21 protein-coding genes are annotated in these 20,293 nt (G+C 63.4%); 10 read left to right on the top strand and 11 right to left on the bottom strand.

Annotation, left to right across the window (positions count from 1 at the left end):
• The first annotated feature begins 136 nt into the window (after nt 1–136).
• On the top strand, nt 137–2,290 hold the full coding sequence (gene ligA, locus AC1DDS_RS14400; protein ID WP_477479517.1) for an NAD-dependent DNA ligase LigA: 2,154 nt from the start codon (nt 137–139) through the stop codon (nt 2,288–2,290).
• Between the two features lie 20 nt (nt 2,291–2,310).
• Here the strand turns inward: ligA and AC1DDS_RS14395 are convergent, their stop codons facing one another.
• Both AC1DDS_RS14395 and AC1DDS_RS14390 read right to left on the bottom strand, forming a co-directional pair.
• Complete coding sequence (locus AC1DDS_RS14395; protein WP_477479516.1) at nt 2,311–3,042, bottom strand: PAS domain-containing protein; 732 nt, start codon at nt 3,040–3,042, stop codon at nt 2,311–2,313.
• 220 nt (nt 3,043–3,262) lie between these two features.
• Complete coding sequence (locus tag AC1DDS_RS14390) at nt 3,263–5,311, bottom strand: DEAD/DEAH box helicase (protein ID WP_477479515.1); 2,049 nt, start codon at nt 5,309–5,311, stop codon at nt 3,263–3,265.
• 296 nt (nt 5,312–5,607) lie between these two features.
• Here AC1DDS_RS14390 and panC point away from each other — a divergent pair, with 296 nt between their 5' ends.
• On the top strand, nt 5,608–6,471 hold the full coding sequence (panC, locus tag AC1DDS_RS14385; RefSeq protein ID WP_477479665.1) for a pantoate--beta-alanine ligase: 864 nt from the start codon (nt 5,608–5,610) through the stop codon (nt 6,469–6,471).
• 13 nt (nt 6,472–6,484) lie between these two features.
• Nucleotides 6,485–7,315 (top strand): 3-methyl-2-oxobutanoate hydroxymethyltransferase, encoded by an 831-nt coding sequence (panB, locus tag AC1DDS_RS14380; RefSeq protein ID WP_477479514.1) that lies wholly within the window; start codon nt 6,485–6,487, stop codon nt 7,313–7,315.
• Nucleotides 7,316–7,321: 6 nt separating this feature from the next.
• On the opposite strand, the gene AC1DDS_RS14375 is transcribed toward panB, so the two are convergent.
• On the bottom strand, nt 7,322–7,576 hold the full coding sequence (locus AC1DDS_RS14375; protein WP_477479513.1) for a DUF2164 domain-containing protein: 255 nt from the start codon (nt 7,574–7,576) through the stop codon (nt 7,322–7,324).
• Between the two features lie 140 nt (nt 7,577–7,716).
• Between AC1DDS_RS14375 and AC1DDS_RS14370 the strand changes: the two genes are divergently transcribed.
• Nucleotides 7,717–8,427: an AzlC family ABC transporter permease gene (locus AC1DDS_RS14370; RefSeq protein WP_477479512.1), complete on the top strand. Its 711-nt coding sequence runs from the start codon at nt 7,717–7,719 to the stop codon at nt 8,425–8,427.
• Nucleotide 8,428: 1 nt separating this feature from the next.
• A complete protein-coding gene (locus AC1DDS_RS14365; RefSeq protein WP_310416240.1) occupies nt 8,429–8,743 on the top strand; it encodes an AzlD family protein in 315 nt (104 codons plus the stop codon).
• Between the two features lie 62 nt (nt 8,744–8,805).
• Here the strand turns inward: AC1DDS_RS14365 and AC1DDS_RS14360 are convergent, their stop codons facing one another.
• From AC1DDS_RS14360 to AC1DDS_RS14335, 6 genes are all read right to left on the bottom strand, one after another.
• Entirely contained in the window at nt 8,806–9,249 is a 444-nt protein-coding gene (locus tag AC1DDS_RS14360; protein ID WP_477479511.1) for an acetyltransferase, read from the bottom strand.
• A gap of 40 nt (nt 9,250–9,289) precedes the next feature.
• Nucleotides 9,290–11,131 (bottom strand): aminopeptidase P family protein, encoded by a 1,842-nt coding sequence (locus AC1DDS_RS14355; RefSeq protein ID WP_477479510.1) that lies wholly within the window; start codon nt 11,129–11,131, stop codon nt 9,290–9,292.
• A 617-nt stretch (nt 11,132–11,748) separates the two neighbouring features.
• Entirely contained in the window at nt 11,749–12,627 is an 879-nt protein-coding gene (locus AC1DDS_RS14350) for a 50S ribosomal protein L11 methyltransferase (protein ID WP_477479509.1), read from the bottom strand.
• Nucleotides 12,628–12,721: 94 nt separating this feature from the next.
• Nucleotides 12,722–13,852, bottom strand: coding sequence for an FAD-dependent oxidoreductase (locus tag AC1DDS_RS14345; protein WP_477479508.1), 1,131 nt, complete (start codon nt 13,850–13,852; stop codon nt 12,722–12,724).
• A 12-nt stretch (nt 13,853–13,864) separates the two neighbouring features.
• Nucleotides 13,865–14,464, bottom strand: coding sequence for an SCO family protein (locus AC1DDS_RS14340; protein ID WP_477479507.1), 600 nt, complete (start codon nt 14,462–14,464; stop codon nt 13,865–13,867).
• 134 nt (nt 14,465–14,598) lie between these two features.
• A complete protein-coding gene (locus AC1DDS_RS14335) occupies nt 14,599–14,757 on the bottom strand; it encodes a hypothetical protein (protein WP_477479506.1) in 159 nt (52 codons plus the stop codon).
• 289 nt (nt 14,758–15,046) lie between these two features.
• On the opposite strand from AC1DDS_RS14335, the gene AC1DDS_RS14330 reads away from it, so the two are divergent.
• From AC1DDS_RS14330 to AC1DDS_RS14320, 3 genes are all read left to right on the top strand, one after another.
• Nucleotides 15,047–15,511 carry a chemotaxis protein CheW gene (locus AC1DDS_RS14330; RefSeq protein ID WP_310416219.1) on the top strand — a complete coding sequence of 155 codons (465 nt, stop codon included), beginning with the start codon at nt 15,047–15,049 and terminating at the stop codon, nt 15,509–15,511.
• A gap of 142 nt (nt 15,512–15,653) precedes the next feature.
• Nucleotides 15,654–16,286, top strand: a complete 633-nt coding sequence (gene pncA, locus AC1DDS_RS14325) for a bifunctional nicotinamidase/pyrazinamidase (protein ID WP_477479505.1) — start codon at nt 15,654–15,656, stop codon at nt 16,284–16,286.
• A gap of 78 nt (nt 16,287–16,364) precedes the next feature.
• Nucleotides 16,365–16,859, top strand: coding sequence for a hypothetical protein (locus AC1DDS_RS14320; RefSeq protein WP_477479504.1), 495 nt, complete (start codon nt 16,365–16,367; stop codon nt 16,857–16,859).
• A 55-nt stretch (nt 16,860–16,914) separates the two neighbouring features.
• On the opposite strand, the gene AC1DDS_RS14315 is transcribed toward AC1DDS_RS14320, so the two are convergent.
• Both AC1DDS_RS14315 and AC1DDS_RS14310 read right to left on the bottom strand, forming a co-directional pair.
• Nucleotides 16,915–17,400: a CreA family protein gene (locus AC1DDS_RS14315; protein WP_477479503.1), complete on the bottom strand. Its 486-nt coding sequence runs from the start codon at nt 17,398–17,400 to the stop codon at nt 16,915–16,917.
• 64 nt (nt 17,401–17,464) lie between these two features.
• Nucleotides 17,465–18,214 (bottom strand): copper homeostasis protein CutC, encoded by a 750-nt coding sequence (locus AC1DDS_RS14310; protein ID WP_477479502.1) that lies wholly within the window; start codon nt 18,212–18,214, stop codon nt 17,465–17,467.
• 178 nt (nt 18,215–18,392) lie between these two features.
• On the opposite strand from AC1DDS_RS14310, the gene AC1DDS_RS14305 reads away from it, so the two are divergent.
• Together AC1DDS_RS14305 and AC1DDS_RS14300 are read left to right on the top strand one after the other, a co-directional pair.
• Nucleotides 18,393–19,814: an amidase gene (locus tag AC1DDS_RS14305; protein ID WP_477479501.1), complete on the top strand. Its 1,422-nt coding sequence runs from the start codon at nt 18,393–18,395 to the stop codon at nt 19,812–19,814.
• A gap of 119 nt (nt 19,815–19,933) precedes the next feature.
• A complete protein-coding gene (locus AC1DDS_RS14300; RefSeq protein WP_477479500.1) occupies nt 19,934–20,137 on the top strand; it encodes a DUF1059 domain-containing protein in 204 nt (67 codons plus the stop codon).
• The last annotated feature ends 156 nt before the right edge of the window (nt 20,138–20,293 follow it).

Here is a 20,293-nt window from a genome sequence, read left to right as displayed (position 1 = left end):
GAGGGGTAGGGTGAGGGGCAGCGAAGAGCGCAGAGGCGTCTTATGCGCGCTGCCTGTAGACGTGTGCGCTTCGCAATCGTCTTCCCTTTCATCGCAGTTGCTCTAAAACCGATCTCTCGGAATCGCGGAGTGGGCCATGGCAATCGAAAAGATCCCCGTCGAAAATCTGACCGAGGAGGCGGCGGCGGCGGAACTCGCTTATCTGGCGGCGGAGATCGCCCGGCATGATGAGCTTTACCACGGCAAGGACCAGCCTGAGATCTCCGATGCCGACTATGACGCGCTGAAGCGCCGCAACGAGGAAGTCGAGGCCCGCTTCCCGGCGCTCGTTCGTGACGACAGTCCGTCGCGCCGCGTCGGTGCAGCACCGCTGCCGACCTTTGCCCCGATCGTCCATGCCCGGCCGATGCTGTCCCTCGATAACACCTTCTCCGACGACGATGTGCGCGACTTCATCGCAGCCGTCTATCGCTTCCTTGGCCGTCTGCCGGATGACTCGATCGCCTTTACCGCCGAGCCAAAGATCGACGGGCTCTCCATGTCGATCCGTTATGAGAACGGCCGTCTCGTCAATGCCGCCACGCGAGGCGACGGCAGCGCCGGCGAGAACGTGACCGCCAACATTCTCACCATCAATGAGATCCCCAAGCGCCTTCCCGCCGGCGCTCCGGCAATCGCTGAAGTGCGCGGCGAGGTCTACATGGCCAAGAGCGATTTCCAGGCGCTGAACGCGCAGATGGCCGCGGAGGGCAAGCAGACCTACGTCAACCCGCGCAACACGGCCGCCGGGTCGCTGCGCCAGCTCGACGCCTCGGTGACCGCGAGCCGGAAGCTTCGCTTCTTCGCCTACGCCTGGGGCGAGATGTCGGAAATGCCGGCCGACACGCAGTTTGGCATGGTGGAAGCGTTCAAGTCCTGGGGCTTCCCGGTCAACCCGCTGATGAAGCGGCTGTTCAAGGTCGAGGACATCATCGCCCACTACCGCGAGATCGGCCTTGCCCGTCCGGACCTCGACTACGACATCGACGGCGTCGTCTACAAGGTCGACCAACTCGACCTGCAGGCGCGCCTCGGTTTCCGTTCGCGCTCTCCACGTTGGGCGACGGCGCACAAGTTCCCGGCTGAACAGGCGCTGACGACGCTGACGGCGATCGATATCCAGGTCGGCCGTACCGGTGCACTCACGCCCGTCGCACGGCTTGAACCGGTGACCGTCGGTGGCGTTGTCGTCACCAACGCGACGCTGCACAACGAGGATTATATCCGCGGGGTGGGCAACAGCGGCGAACCGATCCGCGAGGGGCGTGATATCCGCGTCGGCGATGTCGTGATCGTCCAGCGCGCCGGCGACGTGATCCCGCAGATCGTCGACGTGGTCATGGAAAAGCGGCCGACGGACGCGGTGCCGTACGAGTTTCCCAAGACCTGCCCAATTTGCGGCAGCCATGCCGTGCGTGACATCAACGAGAAATCCGGCAAGGTCGACGCGGTGCGCCGCTGCACCGGTGGATTTGTCTGCCGGGCCCAGGCGGTCGAGCACCTGAAGCACTTCGTCTCCCGCAACGCCTACGACATCGAGGGGCTCGGCTCCAAGCAGATCGACTTCTTCTTCGAGGCGGATGATCCGGCACTCACGATCCGAACGGCACCGGACATCTTCACGCTTGAGAAGCGCCAGGCCGATTCCCTGACCAAACTGGAGAACATCGAGGGCTTCGGGCGTGTCAGCGTGCGCAAGCTCTACGACGCGATCAATACGCGTCGCACCATCGCGCTCAATCGCTTCATCTACGCGCTCGGAATCCGCCACGTCGGCGAGACGACGGCGAAACTTCTGGCGCGTGCGTACGGAACATATCAAGCCTTCGAGGCTGGGATGCAGGAGGCCGTCTCTCTCAGCGGCGAGGCCTGGAACGAGCTCAACCGCATCGACGGGATCGGCGAGGTCGTGGCACGTTCCATCGTCGAGTTTTACAAGGAACCGCGCAATCTCGACGTCATCGAGCGCTTGCTTCTGGAGGTGATGCCCGAGGCGGCGGAAGTGCCGGTCGCGAGCGATAGCCCCGTCGCCGGCAAGACCGTCGTCTTCACCGGCTCGCTGGAGAAGATGTCACGCGACGAGGCCAAGGCCATGGCCGAACGGCTTGGCGCCAAGGTGTCCGGTTCGGTCTCCAAGAAGACCGATCTCGTCGTCGCGGGACCGGGGGCGGGCTCGAAGCTCGACAAGGCGCGCGAATTCGGCGTCGAAGTGATCGACGAGGACCAATGGTTCGAACGGATCAATCCATGAGTTCTGTTCGCTGCTGAAGTTCAACCCGCACGCTGGCGGCGGTCGGGACCTTCCTGGATGACGACAAGCGCACCGATCAATGGCTGGTCCTCTGCATAGCAGGGTGTCAGCCTGCGCCGGATCACCACGACCTTGCCGTCCGTTTCCCGTGCATTCGTATACTCTACCGTCTCTCCTGAAAAACAACGGTCGAGATTGGTCTTGATCCGGCTGTCAAACCGTTCTGCGCCGACGACGTCGCGCACATGGCGGCCGATGAGTTCGTGCGGCTTGCGGTTTAGTCGGGCCGCATCGGTCGAGTTGGCATAAAGGTAGCGATAATCGGTCGTCACGACCGAAACGCGTTCTGGCAAGGTGTCCAACTGGCCCACGTCAAGCACGCCGTTGCGGATCGGCGCTGACAATGCGGGGAGGCCGCCGGTGTCGGTGGGTGTGCGCACGATGATGTAGCGCCGGAGAAGTGCTTCGATCAGATCCGCGTTGCTTCGGACACTTGCGGCGTCGTCCGCTTCTTCGCGCAGCAGCCGCAGCAGTGCCATGAACTGGACTTGCTGTCCTGCGGTATCGTTCGTCTGGTGATCGACGAGCGTTGTCAGGGAGGAGGTCAGTTCGCGATCGAGACGGCAGACGAGTGGGGCGTTGTCGGTTAATACGGCGTCCTGCAGGCGGCGATATTGCTCCCAGAAAGCCTCGGTAAGGCGCTCCGTGACGCAAAGCCCCGTGTGGCCCCTAAGCGTTTCCCTATCTGCCATTCGCCCCACCGACGATGAAATCGCCGTTACCCGACTCGATGACCCTTCCAGTTGCAAGGAAGATAGGCGGGTTCGCCCCATTGGAGAAGTGGGATTCGCTCTAGCCTTTGCTTGTCGCGGCAGGCTGTGGCCGTGGGGGCACGACGAGGCGGGCTTGATCAGATGCGATCGCGCCACCCCGCTTCATCTGGAGCGGGGCGACATCTCACGCACGGCTCGTCTAGCCGTTGGATTTCTTGGGCTTCTTCTTCTTGACGAACGGAGCGTCGCCCTGCGGCCCCTTTGCACGCGGCCCCTTGCCCTTGAAACCGGCGTCCTTGAAGCCCTTGTCTTGGAATTCCTTGCCATGGAATTCCTTGCCCTGGGAGGGCTTCTTGCCGAAACTTGGTTTGTTCCAGGCGGGGGCTTCGTCGGAATTTCCTGCCGTGCGCGGGCCCTTGGACGCGTCCTTGCGGAATGGTCTGTCGCCAGCTTCTGCGGTAGCGGGGCGCTTTTCGAATTTGTCGAACTTGCGCTTCGGCTTGCCCCCGTCACGCTCGTCGCCGTAATCGCGCTCTTTGCGGAAGCGCTCCGGCTTATCGAACGCAGGCCTATCGAAGGCAGGTTTGCCGCGCGGCTTGGCCGTCAGGTCGGGTGTGCCGTCCAGTTCCGTGACGCGAATGCCCTTCTCCAGTAGGCGCTTCGGTCCGATCTTGGCGAGGAATGCGTCGGCGACGTCTGCGGAAAGCTCCACATAGGTCTCGTCCTGCTGCATCTTGATCGCGCCGATCTCGTTCTTGGTGAGGTCGCCGTTCCGGCACAGCATCGGGATCAACCAGCGGGGCTCGGCATTCTGCTTGCGTCCGACGGAAATGGAAAACCACCGCGCCGGACCGAATTCTTCGCGCGGGCGTCGTGGTGTCGGCTCCGCTCCGTCTGCATGTGTGCGTTCCCGCGGCGCGCGCCGCTGATCGAGGTTGACCTCTCTCAGGTCTTCCGGCGCCGAACGGCCGGCGCGATAGAGCCGCGCGAAGGCAGCGGCGATCTGCCGGGGCTCGATGGCGGAAAGCAACGTGTCGACGAAGGTGTTTTCATCCTCGGCGATCGGCTCGCTGAGGAGGGGATCGGCCAGCAGCCGCTCGTCATCGCGACGCAGGATCTCGTCGGCAGAAGGCGGTGAGGCCCATTCCGCCTTGATTCTGGCGCCGGCAAGCAGGCGCTCGGCCTTGCGGATGGCGGGGAGGGGAACGATCAGCGCGCTGACGCCCTTGCGGCCGGCGCGGCCGGTGCGGCCGCTGCGGTGCAGCAGCGTTTCCGGATTCGTTGGCAGGTCGGCGTGCACGACGAGTTCGAGGTTCGGCAGGTCGATGCCGCGCGCGGCCACGTCGGTGGCGATGCAGACGCGGGCACGGCCGTCGCGCATCGCCTGCAGCGCATGGGTGCGTTCGTTCTGCGACAGCTCGCCCGAGAGCGCCACGACGGAGAAGCCGCGATTGTTGAAGCGGGCGGTCAGATGATTGACGGCCGCGCGCGTCGAGCAGAACACGATCGCCGTCTGCGCCTCATAATAGCGCAGCACGTTGATGATGGCGTTCTCGCGGTCGGATGGCGTCACCGCCAGGGCACGGTACTCGATGTCGACGTGCTGGCCGCGTTCGGCCGCCGTCGATACGCGGATGGCATCGCGCTGGTAGCTGCGCGCCAGTTCCTCGATCGCCCGCGGCACCGTTGCGGAAAACATCAGCGTGCGCCGCTCTTCGGGCGCCGCGTCGAGAATGAACTCCAGATCCTCGCGGAAACCGAGGTCGAGCATCTCGTCGGCTTCGTCGAGGACGACGGCGCGCAGGCCGGAGAGGTCGAGAGAGCCGCGGTCGATGTGGTCGCGCAGCCGCCCCGGCGTGCCGACGACGATCTGTGCGCCGCGATCGAGCGCCCGGCGTTCGTTGCGGATGTCCATGCCGCCGACGCAGGAGGCGATTACCGCGCCCGTCTCGCCGTAAAGCCATTCGAGTTCGCGTTTCACCTGCAGCGCCAGTTCCCGCGTCGGGGCGATCGCCAGCGCCAGCGGCGCTGCGGCCGGGCCGAAGCGGTCTTCGCCTTCTAGCAGCGTCGGGGCCAGCGCCAGGCCGAAGGCAACGGTCTTGCCCGAGCCGGTCTGCGCGGAGACCAGGACGTCCGCACCGCTCAGCGTCGGGTCGGAAACGGCCTTCTGCACCGGGGTCAGGGTGGTGTAACCGCGTTTTGCCAACGCGCTTGCCATCGCCGGAGCGAGGCCTTCGTATTCGGTCATCTCAGGTCTTTCGGATAATGTCGTTTCGCAGCACCCTGGTGGATCACGATGGTGCCGGACCGCGCATCGGCCCACACGTGGCCGACCATTTGGCGGCGTTCCTACTGCGAAGCGGCCGAAAAGTACAGCAACAATATTGCATATGCGAACGTCGCTCCGGGCAGGCTTCGCTACCAGGTTAACGATTGTCTTTTTGCGCTGCACAAGATAGAAAGCGGCGCTGCCGCAAAAAAGCCCAGATGCTACGGCGGCGAGCGCCCAGGGAGAGGGTGTCGATGGATTGGAGGATCCGCCGGATGCAGACCATCACCACGATCGCAGGATTGCGTGAGGCACTTGCACCCCATCGTGCCGCCGGAAAGACGATCGGGCTCGTACCCACCATGGGCTATCTCCACATCGGCCACATGGAACTGGTGCGCCGCGCCCGCGTCGAAAACGACATCGTCGTCGCCTCGATCTTCGTCAATCCGCTGCAGTTCGGCGAAAACGAGGACCTTGCGCGCTATCCGCGCAACTTGCCGCGCGATCAGGCGATGCTCGAACAGGGCGGCGCCGATTTCCTCTTCGCGCCCGGCGTCTCAGACATGTATCCGCGCCCGATGGAGACGGTTGTGGATGTGCCCACACTCGGCTCCAAACTTGAGGGCGAGGTACGGCCAGGACATTTCGCCGGTGTCTGCACCGTCGTCACCAAGCTGTTCAATATCGTCGGCGCCCACCGTGGCTACTTCGGCGAGAAGGATTACCAGCAACTCGCGATCATCCGCCGCATGGCCGAAGACCTGGCGCAGCCGATCGAGGTGATCGGGGTGCCGACCGTGCGTGAGGCAGATGCGCTCGCCTGTTCCTCGCGCAATGTCTACCTCTCGCCGGATCAGCGCGCCGCCGCCGTCATCGTCCCGCGTGCGCTCGACGAGGCTGCAAGATTGATTGCAGGCGGCGAGCGGGACGCGAGCAGGGTCGAGGCGGCCGTACGGGCCTTTTTCTCAACCGAACCGCTGGCGGAGCCGGAGGTCGTCGCGCTGCGCGACCCCGAGACGCTCGCGGAAATCGCCGAAATCGGCGAGAAACCCGTTCTATTGTTGCTTTTCATCCGGTTTGGGAGCACGAAGCTGCTCGACAACCGGGTCATCGGCACGAACACGGTCAAGCAGTAAAGGTAGCCTGACGATGAGCGTACATGTAACGAAACGGCGTCTTGCCCCTGCCGATATCAGTACCCTCAAGGGTCAGCGGCCGATCGTCAGCCTGACGGCCTATACGACGCCAATCGCCAAGTTGATGGATCCGCACGTGGACATCATGCTGGTCGGCGACTCACTCGGCATGGTGCTCTATGGCCTCGACTCGACCGTCGGCGTGACGCTGGAAATGATGATCGCCCATGGTCAGGCCGTCATGCGCGGCTCCAGCAACGCCTGCGTCGTCATCGATCTGCCGTTCGGCTCCTACCAGGAATCGAAGGAACTGGCGTTCCGCAGCGCCGCCCGGGTGCTCAAGGAAACCGGCTGCAGCGCCATCAAGCTCGAAGGTGGGGCGGAGATGGCCGAAACGGTGGCCTTCCTGACGCAGCGCGGCATTCCCGTGCTCGGCCATGTCGGCCTCATGCCGCAACTGATCAATACCACCGGCGGTTATCGTTCGCTCGGGCGCAGCGACAAGGAAGCCGAGAAGATCCGCCGCGACGCCAAGGCCATCGACGATGCCGGGGCGTTTGCCATCGTCGTCGAGGGAACGGTCGAGCCGCTCGCCCGCGAAATCAGCGGCCTGCTGCGGGCACCGACGATCGGCATCGGCGCATCGCCGGCCTGCGACGGCCAGGTGCTCGTCGTCGACGACGCGCTCGGCATCTTCACGGATTTCAAGCCGCGTTTCGTCAAGCGCTTCGCCAATCTGGCGCCCCTGATGAGCGAAGCCTTCGCCGCCTATGCGGAAGAGGTCAAGGCTCGGACCTTCCCGGGGCAGGAGCACACATTCCAGGTGAAGAGCAAGAACGCCTGACGGTGGTCAGCGCCGGAAGTCCCGCTGTTCCTCCAGGCGATAGAGGGCGTCGGCGAGATCATCCATCTTGCCCATCAGCGCGGTGTGCGCGTCGCGCAGGCCGCGGTTGTAGTGAAGCGGGCCAATCTGTTTGGTGAAAAACTCCATCAGCAGTTCCGCCGGGAGTGCGCCGATCTGCTGATCGAGTTCCTCTGAAAAATAGACCTGAATGGCGCGGATGATGTCCGCCTTTTCCTGCTTCGAGAGTTCGATTTTTTTCATGGGGTCAATCCTGCAACCAGCGGCATGCGTTGGCGAAACCTACGGATACGGTTCAGCAAAATTAATGAATATATCAGTCTAATTCAATTGCCCTGAAAGCTTGGTGGGAATAGACGGAGCCGTTAACGAGAGGCAGCCCCTTGAGCAAGGCAGATTTTAACGAAGGCATGCGCGGTGCGATGCCGTTGTGTGTTTCCGCCGCACCGTTCGGTGCCCTGTTCGGCGCCGTCGCGGTCGCCAACGGCCAGACGATCGCCGAAGCGGCGTTGATGAGCCTCACACTGTTCGCCGGTGCGAGTCAGCTCGTCGGCATCGAACTGTTCGGCCAGAGGATCGCGCCGTGGATCATTGTGCTGTCGATCTTTGCGGTGAACTTCCGCCACATTCTCTATTCGGCGGCGATGGCGCCCTATGTGCGGCATTTCACGCCGGTCCAGAAGTTCTTTGGATTCTTCCTGCTGACAGATCCGCAATTCGCGGAGACGGTCAATCGTGGGGAGTCGGGGCGTAGGGTAAGTTTCTCGTGGTACCTCGGCTACGGACTCATGATCTATGTACCATGGCAGGTGATGACGGTGCTCGGAGGTTTCTTCGGGAAATTGATCGGCGATCCGAAGGTGATCGGTATCGACGTGTTGCTGCCCATCTACTTCATGGCGCTGGTGCTCGGCTTCCGCAAGCGGTCGAACTTTCTTCCGGTCGTTGCCATGAGCGGCGCCGCCTCGGTGATCGCCTATCACACCGTCGGTTCGCCCTGGCATGTCAGCATCGGTGCCGTCGCCGCCATGCTGCTTGCAGCTGCACTTCCGGTGAAGCGCGAGCCGGAACGCCGCGCGGCGCGGAGTGGCTGACATGGAGGCGTTGTTCCACACCGACATGGTGCTCATCATCCTCGCCGGCGCAGTTGCCACTTTCCTGACGCGCATCGGCGGTTACGTGCTGATCACGCGGATGAAGTCGATCCCGCCGCGCCTTGAGGCGGCGCTGAACGCGGTGCCGGCGGCCGTCCTGACGACGCTCGTGGCGCCCGCCTTCTTTACCGGCGGGCCGGATGTGCAGGTCGCCATGGCCGCCGCCCTGATCGCCAGCCTTCGCCTGTCGATGCTGCCCATGCTGTTCGTCGGCTGGTGTGCGGTGATGCTGATGCGGTATGCGTTCGGCGGGTAAGGCCGGCGAGCCGAAAGAGACCAGCAGACCCAACAGAATGTGGGCCTCTGGCCAGGAGGATCTTAGACTGTGCGATCGAAGCGAAGGTGCAATAGCGGATAGTCGCGGCCTTGGCTGTCCTTTTCGGAGCGCCCGATCCGCCTAAACCCCATTCGCTCGTAGAAGCCGACCGCTTGCGCGTTCTGCTCGTTCACGTCGGTCGTCATCGTGGTATGCTGTGACAAGCCATGAAGGACAAGCGCCCGGCCGATACCCAGGCCTCTATTCGCCGGATCGACGAATAGAGCTTCCATATGTCCGCCATCCAGCAACATGAACCCGAGCGCACGGTCGTCAGCGTCCACGGCCAACCAAAGGGGGGCGGCCGGAAGAAAATCGCGCACTTCATTCTCGATTTCGGCGCGATCCTCCGGGGTCAGAAAGTCATGCGTTGCGTCGACGGCGTCACGCCAAATGTTGACTACGCGCTCACCGTCTCGCGGTGTTGATACTCTGATCGCTATCACACAAATTCCCTAGCAGGTGGTAATTAACTGAATGGGTTTCCTACACCCCGTGGCTGAACGGCGCGGTCGCGGATGTCAGCCAGTCGCGCACCTTGGCGTCCTCGAGCAGCGGCATCAGCGCCGCGCGCGTCTGCGCATGGTACTCGTCGACCCAGTGCAATTCCTCGCGGGTCAGCAGTTCCGTTACGATCAGCCGCTTGTCGATCGGGCAGAAGGTCAGCGTCTCGAAGCCGAGCATGTCGATGTCGCCGCCATTGACGGGAGCAGCCGGCAGGATATGGATCAGGTTTTCGATACGGATGCCGAAGCTTCCCGGCCGGTAGTAGCCGGGTTCGTTGGAGAGGATCATGCCCGGCAGCAGTTCCTGCGTCGAGAGCCGGGAGATGCGCTGCGGTCCTTCATGCACGGAGAGATAGGAGCCGACACCATGGCCGGTGCCATGGGCGAAATCCGCCCCGGCCTTCCACAGCGCGATGCGGGCGAGCGGATCCAGGTCGCAGCCGCGCGTACCCTTGGGGAAGCGCGCGGTGCTGATGGCGATCATGCCCTTCAAGACGAGCGTGAAGAAGCGCTTCTGTTCCTCCGGCACGTCGCCGATCGCAACCGTGCGGGTGATGTCGGTCGTGCCGTTGATGTACTGCGCGCCTGAATCGATCAGGAACAGCGTCCCGCCTTCGATCTTCGCATCGGTATCGGTCGTCACGCGGTAATGCATGATCGCGGCATGCGCGCCGGCGCCGGAAATCGTATCGAAGGAGGTGTCCTTCAGCGGGTTCTGCATGCGCTCGCCGACGGTGGCGCGGCAGGCCTCCAGCTTCTTCGTCACCTCGATCTCGGTCAGCGTGCCCGGGCGGCTGGCGTCGAGCCAGGCGAGGAACTCTACCATCGCTGCGCCATCCTGCAGGTGAGCCTTGGCCGAGCCGGCCAGTTCGATTTCGTTCTTGCAGGCGCGGGGCAGGCGGGCGGGATCGGCCGCTTCGATGACCGTGCCGCCGGCGGAACGAATTGCTTCGGCGAGCGCAAAAGGGGCCTGGTCCGGGTCGATCAGGATCTTCTTGCCGGCGCTGGAAAGAGCCGTGATCCGGCTGCCGAACTCCGACGGCGGCAGGAAGTCGGCAAGCTGGGTGAGGTAGGCCTCTTCCTCGATCCCCGTCTTGCGCTTGTCAATGAAGAGTTCCGCCTTGCCGTCCGCATGCAGGATGGCGCGGGCGAGGGGGTGAGGGGTGTGCGGGACATCGCTGCCGCGAACATTAAACAGCCAGGCGATCGTCGACGGATCGGTCACGGCCAGCGCGTCGGCCCCTGCCTCGCCAACCTTCGCCACCATTTTCGCGATCTTGTCCTTGGCCAGTTTGCCGGCAAATTCCTGCGGCTGGATGCGCACCCGTCCGAGCGGCTCTGCGGGTCGACCGGTCCAGATGCGGTCGAGCGGGTTGTGATCGAGCTGAACCAGCGTGCCGCCGATTTCCTTCAGCGCCTTCTCCAGCTTGCGCACCTCGGCGCCGGTATGGAGCCAGGGATCGATGCCGAGGCGGAAGCCTTTCGCGACGTGCTTCGGAATCCACACGTGCGGCGGTTCGCCGACCAAGTCGCCGCCTTTGAAGACGCTGCCATCCACCTGTTCGGCGAGCTGCGTCACGTAACGGCCGTCGACGAACACGACCGCTTCGCCGCGCGTGACCAGCGCAACACCCGCCGAGCCGGTGAAGCCGGTCAGCCAAGACAGCCGCTCGGCACTTTTCGGCACATACTCACCTTGAAATTCGTCGGCGCGCGGCACGAGGAAGCCGTCGATGCCAAGCGTGTCGAAGGTGGCGCGCAGTGCGTCGGTCCGTTCGCGGCCGAACTGCGGGGTGGAGGTGACGTCGAAACTCTGAAACATGATTTGGCTTCCGGCTGGAACTGGACTCGCGCGACTCTAGAACAACTGCCGGCGAAGTGAAATCGTGGTCGTGGACAATCCGCTTTCCGGGCGGCCGGCCCGAGTCGCAGTTCTGCCGGGAGGCAGAGGGCTTTGCCCGCGTCCATGCGCTGCGTGCATAGCTCCCATGTCCAATTAATCCTGTCCTTATTTTTTGCTTCGGTTATAAAGCCCGCAACGAAGCGAACGCGAGTTCTGCTTCAAACGAAAGTAAACGAAAGTTTCGCCGAAAGGCGATGCTGCTAGGTGTTCCGATCAGACGCTTGTCCGGTCACTCCTCCTCCCTCCTCCGGGTAGGCGTTCGGAACACATAGGGTCCGCTTGAGCTCTCCTCCTCCTTAAGGCTCGCGGACAGGCCGGTTTTCCGGTCCTAGGCGGTGCCACTGGCACCGCCTTTTCTCTTTCCAGAACCTCCCGTCCGTATCCCTGCACGGCCGGGAGGTTTTTTCTTTTCCAAGCATGTCTCCCGTAAGTGGAAACCGGTTTCGGGACAAAGACATGCGGGGTGGCAAAAGGCTAAGGCGCGCGACCGAATCAGAGAGGCCGCGACGCGATTTTAGGGCCAGTCTGATGCGATTCTAGGACCTGTCGAGGTGGATCGTCACCCAGCCGTTGCGCCAGATCGTGCGCACATGCCGCAGGCCCACGCCATTATAGGCTGACAAGACCTTCCAGCGCTGGTTGGCAAGAATGCCGGACAGGACGACGTGCCCGCCGGGGGCCAGATGCGCGACGAGCTGCGGCGCCATGCGCATCAGCGGACGGGCCAGGATGTTGGCGATGATCAGGTCGAACGGGCCGTGGCGGCGGAAGGCCGTGTGGTGAAATCCCGGCGCCGTCTCAAGCGTGATGCCGCTGGCGATCCCGTTGTGGCGTACGTTTTCGCGGGCCACCTTCGTCGCGATCGGATCGATGTCGGTCGCAAGGACGGGAATGGGGGCGAGTTTTCGGGCGGCGATCGCCAGCACGCCGCTGCCGGTGCCGAGATCGAGCGCGGAGCGGATCTTCGCCGTACGCATGACCGTCTCGATCACTTCTAGGCAACCGGCCGTCGTGCCGTGATGGCCGGTGCCGAAAGCCTGTCCGGCATCGATTTCGATGGCGATCTCGCCTGCTCGGGCCGTGCCGCGGTCGTGCGAGCCGTGGACGACGAAGCGGCCCGCGCGCACCGGCTGCAGGCCCTCCAGCGACTTGGCGATCCAGTCGACGTCGGGGATGTCCTCTCGCTCGATCATCGCATCGGGAAAATCGTCCTGCAGCAGCGCGGCGAAGCGTTCCCGGACCTCGTCTTCCTCGTCGGCCATTAGATAGACGGACGCCTCCCATCTGTCCGCCTTCTCATCGATCTCCATTGTGGCGATGGCGTATCCCTCTTCCTCGAAGACATCAGTCATCAAGTTGAGGATCGCATCGGCGTTCCGCTCGGTCGTGGTGATGAAAAGACGGATCTCGCTCACGTGAGGCTGTTCCTGCAAAGCTGGGCGGGCCGGTGTCGCCGACCGTTTCGTTTCGCGCATGCGCTAGCATGTCCGGGGCACCGCGCAAAGTCGTTCAGTGCGTTCTGGTGATCCAGGGCGGATGGGGCGTGTCCATGCCGGCGATTCCCGACACGAGCCGGCGCTCGGCAAAGGGGAGGTACGTCATCAGCGGCAGCAGCCGTTGGCGCAGCATGAGGGCTGCCGGGCGCTCCAGGGTGGCAAGCGCCGTCAGCATCCGGGTCTGGCGCAGCAAACCGCGTACGGCCGGCAGGCGCAAAGCCGAATATTCTGTTTCGCGCCCCTCGGAAATGAGCCAGGCGAGCCAGCAGGCATCCTCGATGCCGAGATTCATGCCGCGCGCCCCGATCGGCGAATGGATGTGGGCCGCATCGCCGGCGAGATAGACGCGACCGATCGACATCGCCTCGACATGCCTGAAGCTCACCTTGAAATCCGATCGCCAGGTCTGCTCGAGCGGATCATGCGGATGGACGATCCGGTCCTCGAAGTCCGGCAGCGTCGAGATGTAGCGCAATACGTTGGCACGGACCGGAATGCAGCCAAGCACGCCGGGATTGATGAAATCCACGCGCGCATAGCTGACGTCGACCGGGGCGTCATAGGCATAGTCGGCCAGGAAGAAGGCGTTCTCCAGCGCCTCGCCTGGAAAGGTGAAGCCGCAGGCATTGCGCACGATCGAATGGGCGCCGTCGGCCCCCACGAGGATCGTCGGCTTCACCGTTTCGCCGCTGTCGTCCTTGCGAATGAGCGTCACCTCGGGCGTGTCCGCGCCTCCCTCCACGGTGTTCACCGTCGTGTGCCACTCGGGTTCGACCTCGAAGGTACGGAGGTGCTCCAGCAAGAGTCGTTCCGTGGCGCCCTGCGGCAGGATGCTCAAGGCCGGGGCCTGACCGCGGAACTTGTTCGTGTGAATGGTCAGCAGCGGGGTGCCCCGCGACGTGAGCCGAAGCCCCTCGATCGCTATCGCCTGCTCGCGGATCTGTCCGGCAACGCCGGACGGTTCGAGCAGTTCCAGTGTCCGCGCATTGACGCCGAGCGCCCGGCTTTCGCTCTCCGAGACGGGCCCATCGGTCTGGGTCACGATCCGCGGCTTGATTCCCCGTCTGGCCAGTTCGAGCGCAAGTGTGAGACCAACTGGTCCCGCGCCGGCGATGAGGATCGAAATGTCGGCGCGTGAAACCATGAGCGGAGATCCTTATCCTTTGATGAGGTTCTCCAGCTTTTGTACGGCAACATCGGGGTTCTCGCCATAGGAGATGGTGCCCCGGAAGCGCCCATCGCGGTCGAGCAGGAAGACCGAGGCGGTGTGATCCATCGTGTACTCGCCCGTCGGATCCTTCTCATCGACCGGGACTTTCCGCGCATAGACGCGAAATCCCTTCACCATGTCCATGACCTGGTCGGCCGGACCGGAGATGCCGGTGATCCGGCTGGAAACGTTGGAAACATAGGCTCCGAGGATTTCCGGTGTGTCGCGTTCCGGATCGACGGTGACGATATAGGCCTGCATCTTCGTGCCGTCGGGGTCGACCTTGGCGAGCCAACCATCGAGTTCGAACAGGGTCGTCGGGCAAACTTCCGGGCAGTGGGTGAAGCCGAAGAACAGCGCCGTGGGCTTGCCGGTGAAGGCCTTTTCCGTGATCGGCTGACCATCCTGGGCGACGAGCGCAAAGGGGACGCCGAACGGTCCTTCGGCGAGTTTCTCGCCGCTCTTGGACATTTCCAGGGTCAGCCAGCCGAGCAGGCCGGCCAGAAGGGCTATGGCGATCCAGAGCGCAAAACGTACGGTTTTCATCGAGTTATCCGCGATTATGTGGCTGTCGTCCCGGTTGTGGGCGAACTGACTGGAGTCATAGTTCGTTGGGCGCTTGTCCGCAAATGCGCGTATCGCCGCAACCGCGTGCTCGCGGCAATGTGATCACGACAAACTCAAAAGCACCAGGAGAGACCTGTCTCCGCCATAGTAAGCAGGATCGAAGATCCATGATCGACCCACCCGGCGAAGGCCATCGAAAACAGCACGGCGAGCAACGCAAACGCCAGAGCGAGCGTGATGCCGGAACGGACGGTGAGGCGGCTTGTAGTCATATGTTTAACCTAGCGTAGATTGATCCGAACGGGAATGAGGGAGCGCGAACCTTTTGCGCGTGTGACGCGACCGTCACATGCGATCGGCACGGCGGCCGGATAGTTCGCCGCAAACACCTCGAAATCCGCCTCTGCGGGGGCAGGCGGTTAGGGTTTGCTTAATCTCTCTCTGCAAGGCTCCCGGGGCGTATGGGGCCGGAAACGGCCGTTCGGGCATGAGGTCCGCAGGCCATCAGGGCCTCTCGCGCATTTGCGATCCTGCCGCCGAAATCTGGGAAGAGTCCGAGCCATGTCCAACGCCATCAAGCAGTCCGGTGCCTATCTCGAAATTGTTTCGTTTCACCTGGGCGACCAGGAATTCTGCATCGACATCATGGCCATCCGGGAAATCCGCGGCTGGGCGCCGGTGACGCCGATGCCGCATACGCCGCCTTACGTGCTCGGCCTGATCAACCTGCGCGGTGCGGTGATCCCGGTCATCGACATGGCCTGCCGCCTCGGCATGAAGATGACGGAGCCGTCCGAGCGTTCCGCCATCATCGTCACGGACATCGGCGGCAAGCTGGTCGGCCTGCTCGTCGAGCAGGTCTCCGACATGATGACCATCAAGAGCGAAGACCTGCAGCCGGCGCCGGAAATCATTCCCGAAGCCCAGCGCGCCTTCTGCCGCGGCATCGTCGCGCTGGAAAAGACGATGGTTTGCTTCCTCAACCTCGATACGGTCATTGCCGACGAGCTGGCGCAGGCCGCCTGATCAGACCAATCGCGGATCCCATCCAGCACCCCGGCCGGAACACCGCCGGGGTCTTTGCCATTCAGTTTGTTGATTCCCTGCGCTAGGATGCCACATCCTTCCCGGTCGGGCAGGTATCTTCCCGACAGTCGGAGTACTGACCATGAAATGCCTGTTGCTTGTTGACCTCCAGAACGGTTTCTGCCCTGGCGGCAATCTTGCCGTTGCCGGCGGTCACGAGGTCATTCCCGTGGCGAACCGGCTGATGGCGGAGGGCGGCTATGATTTGATCGTCGCCTCGCAGGACTGGCATCCGACCGATCACGGCAGCTTCGCGTCCAATCATCCCGGCAGCAAACCCTTCGAGATGGGCGAACTGGCCGGCAAGCCGCAAATGCTGTGGCCGGATCATTGCGTCCAGCACACGGATGACGCCGCGCTGCATCCCGACCTTGACCAGTCGAAGATCGCCCACGTCCAGCGCAAGGGCATGAACCGACAGGTCGACAGCTATTCGGCGTTTCGCGACAACGACCGCACGGCGCATACCGGCCTGGCGGACTTCTTGAAGGGACGCGGCGTCACCGAACTCGATATCGGCGGGCTTGCAACCGACTACTGCGTCCAGGCCTCGGCAATCGACGCCGTGGAGATGCTGCCCGGTGTGCGGGTCCGCTTCGTAAAGGACCTCAGCCGAGGCATCGATCCAGCCACGATCAAGGCAGCCGAGGAGGCGATGAAAGCCGCCGGCGTACACTCGGTGACCTCCGCGGAGATCCTGCGCGAGGCTAGCTGACACTCAACGCAGTTCGGAACTATCGGGACGAGCGGACATTTCCCTCTTGAATGCGCAAGACGCTGAAGGGAGAGAGCCATGAAATTGCTCGCCACGTGTTCGTCGATCCTGCTGACTGCCACTCTTGTCGGGCCCGCATTTGCGGCAAAGACGGTCGAGAGCAGGAAAGTGCCGGTTCCGACACCGCGCCCAGCCCACATACAGACGGCGCAGGCCACGACCGGAGGTAACGACGCGTCCGGTTCGACGGTCACGCCGCCGGTGAGCGCGGCAGGGACCGATGCGATGACGACAGGCGCCATCAACCCTGCCGTTTCGGGCATTGGTGACTTCACGGCGGTGGACATCACCAAGATCGCGGTAATGCGCGTCGACGAGATTCCGGACGAGGACACGCGTGACCAGTACCGTCGTCTGCCCGATGGGAAGTCGGCCGAAGTACGCAAGCTGCAGACCGATATCCGGTCGAATCCCGACCTTGCCGCCGCGTTGGAGGCGCAACAGGTCGACATCACCAAAGTCATTTCCATCCAACAGAATGGGGACGGCAGCGTGACCTTTATCGTCATGTGAGCAGTGGCCGCACCGCGGTCAGCCTTGGCGGGAGGTCAGAAAGGCCCGCCAACAACTACCGCGGCTTTCCCTTCGACCACGTGACCTGTTCGCCAAACAGCGGCACCGTGGAGATCGACATCTTTGCCGATCCGTCCGTCAGTTCCCGCGAATGGGCCAGATAGATCAGCGTGTCGTTCTGGCGATCATAGATCCGGGTCACGACGAGCTTCTTCCAGATCAGCGACAGGCCCGCCTTGAAGACCTCCTCGCCACCCTTTGAAAGGCTGATGTCGCCGATCGTGATCGGACCGGTCTGCTGGCAGGAGATTGCATTGTTGGAGGGATCCTCGAACCAGTTGCCCTTCTGGAGCCGGTCGAGAACGCCCCTGTCGAAATAGGTGATGTGGCAGGTCACGCCGGAGACCTCCGGATCGCTCACCGCATCGATCATGATGTCGTTGCCCATCCAGTCCACGCCGACCTCGCCGACGGTGTCGGCGGAGGCTGCTGTGGCGAAAAGGCATAGGCTTGCGGCAAGGGCGAGGCGCAGGGCGGTCATCGGTCGGTCTCCATCGGGGCTATCCCTTTCAGGTAGGTGGACGGAGCAACTTTGCAACGCCGCGTCAGGGGCTCTTGGCCGCGGCGATCGTCGCACGCACGGCGTCGCGATCCGTCAGCGTCAGTTCGTACTCGCGGTCTTTCTCCGTGCCGCCCATGCCGACATACGGGTTGCGGAAGCGCATGCCGCTTGCAACCGTCTTCAGCGCCGCGAAGTGCATCTCCTTCAATCCCGCGCCGTCCCGCACGGCCTTGATGTTTGTGGCATCGAGCGCGCCACAGCCCATGATGACGATGCGGTCGCCTGCCTGCTCGGTCGTCTTCTTGAGGATTTCCAGTCCCTCGAGCGCCGTGCCGCGCTGGCCGGAGGTCAGGACGCGGTCGATACCGCAGCGGATCAACGCCTCCAGTGCCTCTCCGGCGTCGGCCGTCATGTCGAAGGCACGGTGGCAGGTCACCGACATCGACCGCGCCGCCTCGACCAGTGCCTTCGTCCGCTCCTCGTCGATGCGGCCGTCCGGGGTCAGGCAGCCGATGACGACGCCGGCGACACCTTCGGAGCGAAGGGCCAGGATGTCGTCGCGCATCGTCTCGAACTCGGTCTGCGAATAGAGGAAATCGCCGCCGCGCGGCCGGATGATCACGTGGACCGGGATGCGGGCCGCCTTGACCGCCGCACGGATGGTCGCGAGGCTCGGCGTCAGCCCGCCTTCCACCAGGCTTGCGCAGAGCTCGACGCGATCGGCGCCGGCCTCCTGGGCGGCCAGAAATCCATCAATGCCTTCGACGCAGAGTTCGATGAGCGGCACAGTCATGACGATACCCCTGAACTGATTCGAAGGCACGTTATGGCGGCGCGGTCGCATGGGCAATGGGTCTTTGCCCACGCCGCGCGCCCTGCAAAGGGAAACCGTGTATGGGAGCGGAGCTGCCATTTCCTATGGGCGCGCGCTGCGCTATCCATCTGGCAAGACGTGTCAGGGGGAGCGCATCTTGGACAACATCACCGACCTTTGCGCCGTGGAGCTGTCGGCGGCCATTCACGCGGGCAACCTATCGTGCCGATCCGTCATGGCGGCCTATCTGGCGCGGATCGAGGCGCTCAATCCGAAAATCAACGCGATCGTCAGCCTGCGCGACGAATCCGACTTGATGGCCGAGGCCGAAGCTGCAGACCGCGCGCTTGCAGAGGGATGCTCGCGGGGATGGCTTCACGGGATTCCCTTTGCCGTCAAGGACCTGTCCGAGGTGAAGGGGCTCCACTGCACCTACGGGTCGCAGACCTATCGGGATTTTGTGCCCGACTTCGACGACATCCACGTCGAGCGTATCCGTGCCGCCGGTGCCATCATCATCGGCAAGACGAACGCGCCGGAGATGGGGCTCGGTTCGCACACCTACAACGACGTCTTCGGCGCCACGCACAACCCATATGATCACACCAAAAGCGCCGGCGGCTCCTCCGGTGGGGCGGCGGCAGCGCTTGCGGCGCGGCTTGTGCCGGTGGCGGACGGCAGTGACATGATGGGGTCGCTGCGAAACCCGGCTGCGTTCAACAACGTCATCGGCTTCCGGCCGAGCTTCGGCCGCGTGCCGTCGCTCGGCAACGAGCTCTATCTCGGCCAGCACGCGGTAAACGGGCCGATGGGGCGCTGTGTTGCCGACGTGGCGGCGCTGCTTGCGACCCAGGCCGGCTATGATGCGCGCGACCCGCTGTCCCTGCCGACCGAGGAAATGCTACCGGTCGAGCGCACCGACTTTTCCGGAGCGAAGATCGGGTGGCTCGGCGACCATGGCGGCCATCTGGCCTTCGAACCGGGCGTGCTGGAGCTCTGCCGCGAGGCGCTTGGCGTCTTTTCCGCGCTCGGCGCTTCCGTTTCGGACGTGCAGGCGGGTTTCGACATGGACCGCCTCTGGTGGGGCTGGCGGATTTACCGTCATCTTCTCGTCGCCGGCGGGCAGGGGGCTGACCACGCGGACGCTGCCAGGCGAGCAAGAATGAAGCCGGCGATGATCTGGGAGATCGAGAACGGGCAGGACCTTTCGGCCCGCGACGTACTCGCTGCCGCTGCGATCAGGAGCGATTGGTACCGCTACGTCCTTGAACTGTTTCAGACCTTTGATTTCCTGATCCTGCCATCGGCGCAAGTCTTTCCCTTTGACGTGACGCTCGAATGGCCCAAGGAGATCGCCGGGCGCGCCATGGACACCTACCACCGGTGGATGGAGGTGGTGATCGGGCCGACAATGGCAGGCTTGCCGGTCGCCGCCATGCCGGCAGGGTTCGGCGACAACGGCCTGCCGGCCGGCATCCAGATCATCGGGCGGCCACGGGCAGACAAGCTGGTGCTGCAGATGGCTGCAGCCTACGAGGCGCAGGTGGACTGGCTACGGAGACTGCCGTCAATCGCTTGAGCGGAAGGCGACCGTTTGTGATTTGTCGATTTCTTCCGTGCGACGTATCCTTTCGGTGGCCGGCGCGCGACCATGACTGTGGCGCGCCGCCGGCGATCATAGATTGTCGGGAGGGTTCGATGGGTCGGAAGTACATCGACTGCCGGGAATTTCCGAGTGACATGAAGTGCACGATCGCGATATCGGCCGACAGCGAAGACGAACTGATCAACGCGGCCGTGCAGCATGCGGTCACCATTCACGGCGAGCATGATACGCCCGCGTTCCGCGCGGAAATCCGCAAGGCCGTCCATGACGGCATGCCGCCGCTGAAAGTGGCCTGAACGTCCAGTTGGCGTGAATGCGCCCATCTAGCGCCGGCATTTCGGCATGTTCGGCGCGGGGTAGACGTTGACCGTTCAGATGGTTAACGCGCGAAAAAATCCAGACATCACTAGCGACCGAAGCGGCAAATCGACAGATTGCCGCAAAATTTGAAT

The sequence above is a fragment of the Mycoplana sp. 10N416 genome (assembly GCF_056394765.1).
The sequence above is the reverse complement of the archived record's forward strand: the minus strand, read 5'-3'. Positions and strand labels throughout refer to the sequence as shown.